Annotated in this window: 5 protein-coding genes; all 5 read right to left on the bottom strand. The window is 64.0% G+C overall.

The annotated features are described in order from the left end of the window. Nucleotides 1–39 precede the first annotated feature (39 nt). Nucleotides 40–1,158, bottom strand: coding sequence for a succinylglutamate desuccinylase/aspartoacylase family protein (locus HX839_RS00570; protein ID WP_087694149.1), 1,119 nt, complete (start codon nucleotides 1,156–1,158; stop codon nucleotides 40–42). Nucleotides 1,159–1,303: 145 nt separating this feature from the next. Next, a complete protein-coding gene (locus HX839_RS00565) occupies nucleotides 1,304–2,557 on the bottom strand; it encodes an OprD family porin (RefSeq protein ID WP_177066592.1) in 1,254 nt (417 codons plus the stop codon). A 112-nt stretch (nucleotides 2,558–2,669) separates the two neighbouring features. Next, nucleotides 2,670–4,313, bottom strand: coding sequence for an ABC transporter ATP-binding protein (locus HX839_RS00560; RefSeq protein ID WP_177066591.1), 1,644 nt, complete (start codon nucleotides 4,311–4,313; stop codon nucleotides 2,670–2,672). After that, nucleotides 4,310–5,188 carry an ABC transporter permease gene (locus HX839_RS00555; RefSeq protein WP_168197512.1) on the bottom strand — a complete coding sequence of 293 codons (879 nt, stop codon included), beginning with the start codon at nucleotides 5,186–5,188 and terminating at the stop codon, nucleotides 4,310–4,312. The genes HX839_RS00560 and HX839_RS00555 overlap by 4 nt, the downstream gene beginning before the upstream one ends. After that, nucleotides 5,185–6,126, bottom strand: a complete 942-nt coding sequence (locus tag HX839_RS00550; RefSeq protein WP_177066590.1) for an ABC transporter permease — start codon at nucleotides 6,124–6,126, stop codon at nucleotides 5,185–5,187. Before HX839_RS00550 ends, HX839_RS00555 begins: the two co-directional genes overlap by 4 nt. Nucleotides 6,127–6,128 lie beyond the last annotated feature (2 nt).

Genomic DNA, 6,128 nt, shown 5'->3' with positions numbered 1-6,128 from the left:
CCCGCTCCCACATTTTGACCGTATTCCATAGCTGGCAAATCAGGCGCTGAGTAGCTTGCCGCTGCGAATCGGCGTGGCACCGGACACCCGGCCCAGCGGATCCCCCGGCTTCACAAAGCGCACGTCACGGCGCATGTACAACACGCCGGTGTTGTGGCTGCAAACCGTGGTGGCCTGCCCACTGTGGGGATCAACGATATCGAACAACGCCTGCCCCGCCTCGATGCGACTGCCCACCGCCGCCCGGTGTACCAGCACCCCGGCGCACGGCGCATAAAACTGTTCGCTGCCGGCCAACGGCGTCGCCGGGTTGCGCAGGGCCGGCAATGGCCGTGGCGCGCCTTCAACCGCGCCCAGGTGGGTCAGGTAATCAATGATCGCCGTGGCGTCATGTTCTGCCAGTTCATAGGACACATCCCGCTGGCCACGATGCTCGACGGTCACCGCCACGCTGCTGTCCGGAATCGGAAACCGATCGCCAAACCGCTCACGCAGGTTGACCCACAGCAGGTACAGCGCCTCATCGAACGAGTTGGCCTGGGAATCGGTGGCCAGCAACGAGGCTTCAGAGCCGATGTAGCGCGCCAGCGGCTCCACGGTCGCCCACACTGCCTCGCCGGTGTACACATGCATCGCCGCTTCGCGGGAGCAGTGCAGGTCCAGCACGATGTCGGCATCGTGGGCCAGCAGCATCAGGGTGCGTTGCAGCGACTGGAATTCGTCCAGCGGCGCCGCGTCCAGCAGACATTCGCCCCAGGCCTGGCGGATCAGTTGGCGGTTGGCGTCGATGTCCTGGCCCAGCAGGTGCTCGATCCTGTCGGCGATTGCCTGGTACGGCACCGGAAAGCCCCGGTTGTAATTACGCCCGCTGCCCAGTTCGAAACGCCCGCTGGGCGCGCCCATGATGTATTGGCTCAGCCCGGTGGGGTTGGCCACGGCCACCAGCACGATTTGCGCATTCAGCCGGTTGGCATTTTCCAGTTCTACCAATTGCCGGCGCAGGTGCGCGGCCACCAGCAGCGCCGGGGTTTCGTCGGCATGCAGCGCCGCCTGGATATAGATTTTTCGACTTGCACCCATTGCACCGTAATGCTCACTGTCCACGTGCCTGTGGGTGCCTTGTGTCGCTTGCAGCAAGGGGTGTGATTTAAGTTTCATAAACCGGAAATCTCGATATTCGAGTGATGAACGCTGAAGAAATATTAACGAGCCGGCGTGATCGTCTGTAAGGGCGGCCCACACTATCTTGATCTGGTAATCCGATCAGTGTGGGAGCGGGCAACCCCGCTCCCACAGTGGGTGGTTACCAGAGCGCCAGGGTGTAACCCAGCATCACGCGGTTCTCGTTAACGTCGTTGAAGTAGTTGCCTTTGCTCAGCGCGTTGCGCCAGCGCATCGACACGCCCTTGAAGGGCCCGTTCTGCACCACGTAGCCCAGGTCCAGGTCGCGCTCCCACTCGCGGCCTTCGCGGTTGAAGCCGAGCACTTCAGCCGAATCACCCTTGGCGTACTTGATCCCAAATAACAGGCCGGGCAAGCCGAGATCGGCGAAGTTGTAGTCATAGCGGGCGTGCCAGGCTCGCTCCTTGGTTTGGGTGAAGTTGCTGAACTGGTACTCGGTGAACAGGTAGGTGATGGAGCCGTCCAGGTACGTAAACGGCGTGGTGCCGTATTGCTGCTGGAAGCCGCCGCCGATGCTGTGCCCGCCGTACTGGTAGGTCAGGCGGCTGCTCAAGGCGCTGTTGTCGACCTTGCCCGCCAGGCCCGCGCCGTCCTTGTCCGACTTGAAGTAGCGCACGTCGGTTTTCAGCGTGCCCGGCCCCACGCCGAAGTTGTTCTTGAAGCCCACGTATTGCTGCTGGTAGATGCTGTCCAGCGCCGCGAAGTGGTAGCTGAGCAAGGTGTTTGGGGTCAGCGAGTAGTCGCCACCGGCAAAGCGAAACTGGTCGCTCAGGGCGGTGCTCTTGTAGACCTTGCTCACCGTGGTCAGCTTCATGTCTTCGTAGTTGGTGGAGTCACGGTCCTTGGCCTGGTCGATCTGCCCGAGGGTGATTTTCAGGTTGCTGATGTCGTTGGACACCAGCTGGGTGCCGCTGAAGGACTGCGGAAACAGACGGCTGGTGTTGGGTTGCAGGATCGGAAGGTCCGGCACCAGGTAGCCCACACGCAGCTCGCTTTTGGCGAAGCGGGCCTTGGCGGTCACCCCAAGCTTGGAGTACTCGTCGGAGACATTCTTGTCGCTGTCACGCTGCAGCAAACCGGTGCCGGACAGCCCCGGGCTGGAGTCGAGTTTCACCCCCAGCATGCCGGTCAGGTCCAGGCCGAAGCCCACGGTGCCTTCGGTGAAACCGGACTTGATACCGAGGATAAAACCTTGGGCCCACTCGGCGCGCATCGACTGGGAAGCGGCCTCGCGGTAGTCACGGTTGAAGTAGTAGTTCTTCAAGTCCAGCGTACCGCTGCTGTCCTTGATGAAGTCTGCATGGGCCAGTGACGGGACCAGCCCGCTGCTGACAACGCCGACGCCGGTGATGAGTTGAGTCAGGGATTTTTTCATTTTTTTAGCTCCTGGCAGTGGGGTGGGGGTTGGTGTTTTTATTGTTCTTCGGGCATGGCTTCGCCGTTCGCGCAAATCGGCGATTTGCGCGGCGGGTGACGTCAGTCCTGGGTTACAGCGCTAGCGGTACGGGGCCCTGGCGGATGCGGTAGCCACCGTTTTCAAGTTTCTCCAAGGGGCTGGCGGCGGCCAGCAGCTTGCGGGTGTAGGGGTGCTGCGGGCGGTCGAAGATCTCGTCGCGGGCACCCATTTCCACCACCCTGCCCTCGCTCATCACCGCCACCCGGTGGGCGATGCGTTCCACCGCTGCCAGGTCGTGGGAGATGAACAGGCAGGCAAAGCCGTACTGCGCCTGCAGGCGTTCGAACAGCTCGAGGATCTGCTTCTGGATGGTCATGTCCAACGCCGAGATCGGCTCATCGGCAATCACCAGTCGCGGGTGCCGCACCAGCGCCCGGCCAATGGCCACGCGTTGACGCTGGCCACCGGACAACTGGTGCGGGAAGCGGTCGACAAACTGTTCCGCCAGGCCGATGTCCACCAGGGTTTTCGCCACCCGCTCACGACGCTGCGCGGGCGTCATGCCGGGCACATGGCGCAGGGGTTCGGCGAGGATGTCGCCAATCTTCATGCGCGGGTCGAGGGACGAATACGGGTCCTGGAAAATCATCTGGCATTGCAGGCGATGGTCACGGTTGCCAGCCTTGAGAATGTCCACGCCCTCAAACTCGATGGCACCGGAACACGGGCTGTTCAGGCCGACAATCGCCCGGCCGAGGGTGGTCTTGCCCGAGCCGCTGCCGCCCACCAGCGCCAGGGTTTCCCCCGGGGCGATGGACAGGTTGGCCGCATGCACCACCCGCTTGAACTGGCTGCGGCCCCACAGGCTGCGCGGCCCCGGGTGCTCGATGCACACGTCCTTGACCGTCAGCAACGGCCGGTCCGCCTTGGGCAAGGCTGCCAGGGTGCCGCGCCGCGGCAGGGCCTCGAGCAGTTGCCGGGTGTACTCGGCCTTGGGCGCCAGCAGGATCTGCTCGATGGTGCCCTGCTCCACCGCGCGGCCTTCGCGCATCACCACCACTTTGTCGGCGTAGCGCGCCACCAGCGACAGGTCGTGGCTGATAAACAGGATCGCCGTGCCCTGCTCGCGCGTAAGGTCGAGCATCAGTTTCAACACGTCCAGTTGCGCCAGGCAATCCAGGGCCGTGGTGGGCTCGTCGGCAATCAGCAAGGCCGGGCGCAGCAGCATCACCGAGGCGAGCATGATGCGCTGGCGCATGCCGCCGGAGAACTCGTGGGGAAACGCCGCCAGGCAACGCTCGGCGTCCTTGATGCCGATATGCCCGAGCATCTCCAGGCTGCGCTCGCGGATCTGCGCATCGCTCAGCCTGGTGTGCAGGCGCAGGCCCTCGGCCATTTGCTCGCCGATGCTCATGGACGGGTTGAGGGACACCATGGGTTCCTGGAACACCATGCCGATCTTCGCCCCGCGCAACTGGCGCAATTGCTCCGGCGCAAGGCTGCCCAGGTCATGGCCCTGGAAACGCACCTGGCCGCTGCATTGCTCAAGCGGCGGTGGCAGCAGGCCGATGGCGGCGCGGGCGGCCATGGTCTTGCCGCTGCCGGACTCGCCCACCAGCGCCACGATTTCGCCGGGGGCGATGGTGAAGCTCAGGTCATTGACCGCCAGCGGGCCGTTGGCCCCCACGCGGATTTTCAGCTTGTCGACTGCCAGAAGGATGTCAGTCATGGTCATTTACTCATCCGCGGGTCGAGACGATCGCGCAAGGCATCGCCACACAGGTTGAACGCCAGCAACGCCATGGCGATGCAGACACCGGGAAACAGCCCCAGCCAGCTGGCCGTGGCGATATACGGCCGGCTGGCGGCGAGCATGTTGCCCCAGGTGGCGGCCGGCGGCGGGACGCCCAGGCCGAGGAAACTCAGGGAGCTTTCCGCCAGGATCGCCCAGCCGAACATGCTGGTGGCCAGCACGCACACCGGCGCCACGCAGTTCGGCGCGATGTGCCGCAGCATGGTGTACAGCTCGGAGTTACCGATCACCCGCGAGGCTTCGACAAACTCTTTCTCGCGCAACGACAACACCGTGCCGCGCACCACCCGCACCACCGACGGTGTGTAGGCCAGGCTCAAGGCAAACACGATGCCGTACAGGCTCGGGCCGATGATCGCCATCAAGCCCAGGGCCAGCAGGATCCCGGGAAACGCCAGCAACGCATCGTTGACCATCATCAAGCCCCGGTCGACCCAGCCCCGCAGGAACCCGGCCAGCAGGCCCAGTACCGTGCCGGCGGTGATCGCCAGCGTCACCGTCAACACACTCACCCACAGGCTGGTGTGCGCGCCGATCATCAGGCGGCTCAGCACGTCGCGACCGTACTCGTCAGTGCCCAGCCAGTGCGCGGCGGTGGGCGCCTGCAAGCGCGCCAGCAGGTTCAAGGCCAACGGGTCATGGGGCGTCCAGACCAGGCCCAGCAAGGCCATGATCAACAACAAGGCCAGCAGCAGCGCACCGATCAGCGCGTTCAGCGGCGGCACACGCCAGGCCCTGGGGGCACGCGCCGGTGCCGGCAACAGCACCTCGGGTGCGACAGGTAGAGGCTTATTCATAACTTAACCCTGGGGTCGAAGAGCGGGTACAGCAGGTCCACCAACAGGTTGACCAGCACATAAACAAAGGTCACCAGCAGCAGGCAGCCTTGCAGCACGGGGTAGTCCCGGGCGTAGATGGCGTCGACCATCAGCCGGCCGATACCTGGCAGGGTGAACACGGTTTCGAGCACCGCGATGCCGCTGAGCAGGTTGCCGAGGATCAGGCCGATCAGGGTCAGGGTCGGTGCAAACGAGTTGCGCAGCGCATGGCGCCACAACACCGCCCGCTCCGACAAACCCTTGGCGCGGGCATGGGTGATGTATTCCAGGCGCAGCACTTCAATTGCACTGGCCCGGGCCATGCGGGTGATCGCGCCGAGTTCCACCAACGTCAGCGTGACAATCGGCAGCACGATAAAACTCAAGGCCTGCCACGGCGATTGGCCGAACGACACGTAACCCACCACCGGCAGCCAGCCGAGCTTGATGCCGAACGAGTAGAGCAACAGCAGGCCCAGCCAGAAACTCGGGATCGACAGCAACAGGGTCGCGGTGGAGACCACGCCAAAGTCCAGGGAACTGTTCTGTTTCCACGCCGAGAGCAAGCCCGCCGGTACCGCAATCAACGCCGCGAGCAACACCGAGACCAGCACGATCCCGGCACTCACCTGGAAGCGGTCAAGGATCAGCGGCAACACCGCTTCATTGGTGGTGATGGAATGCCCGAGGTCGCCGCTGAGCACCGCCTTGAGCCAGATCACAAACTGCAGCGGCAGCGGCTGGTCCAGGCCCAGGGACGCACGGGCGACCTCCAGGCTGTGGGCATCGGCCATGTCGCCGAGCATCAGCAGCGCCGGATCACCGGGCACCAGGCGGATGATCGCGAACACCATCAGCGAGATCAGCAGCAAGGTCGGGATCGACATCGCCAGCCGTTGAAAGATGAAACGCAACATCC

It is taken from the genome of Pseudomonas sp. I8001 (assembly GCF_013385345.1).
GTDB lineage: Bacteria > Pseudomonadota > Gammaproteobacteria > Pseudomonadales > Pseudomonadaceae > Aquipseudomonas.
This window is presented reverse-complemented; position numbering and strand designations above follow the sequence as displayed.

Excerpts from the sequence above, each read along its gene's own strand:
- HX839_RS00550 (WP_177066590.1), bottom strand. The coding sequence starts at position 6,126 with ATGTTGCGTTTCATCTTTCAACGGCTGGCGATGTCGATCCCGACCTTG.
- HX839_RS00555 (WP_168197512.1), bottom strand. The coding sequence starts at position 5,188 with ATGAATAAGCCTCTACCTGTCGCACCCGAGGTGCTGTTGCCGGCACCG.
- HX839_RS00570 (WP_087694149.1), bottom strand. The coding sequence starts at position 1,158 with ATGAAACTTAAATCACACCCCTTGCTGCAAGCGACACAAGGCACCCAC.
- HX839_RS00560 (WP_177066591.1), bottom strand. The coding sequence starts at position 4,313 with ATGACCATGACTGACATCCTTCTGGCAGTCGACAAGCTGAAAATCCGC.
- HX839_RS00565 (WP_177066592.1), bottom strand. The coding sequence starts at position 2,557 with ATGAAAAAATCCCTGACTCAACTCATCACCGGCGTCGGCGTTGTCAGC.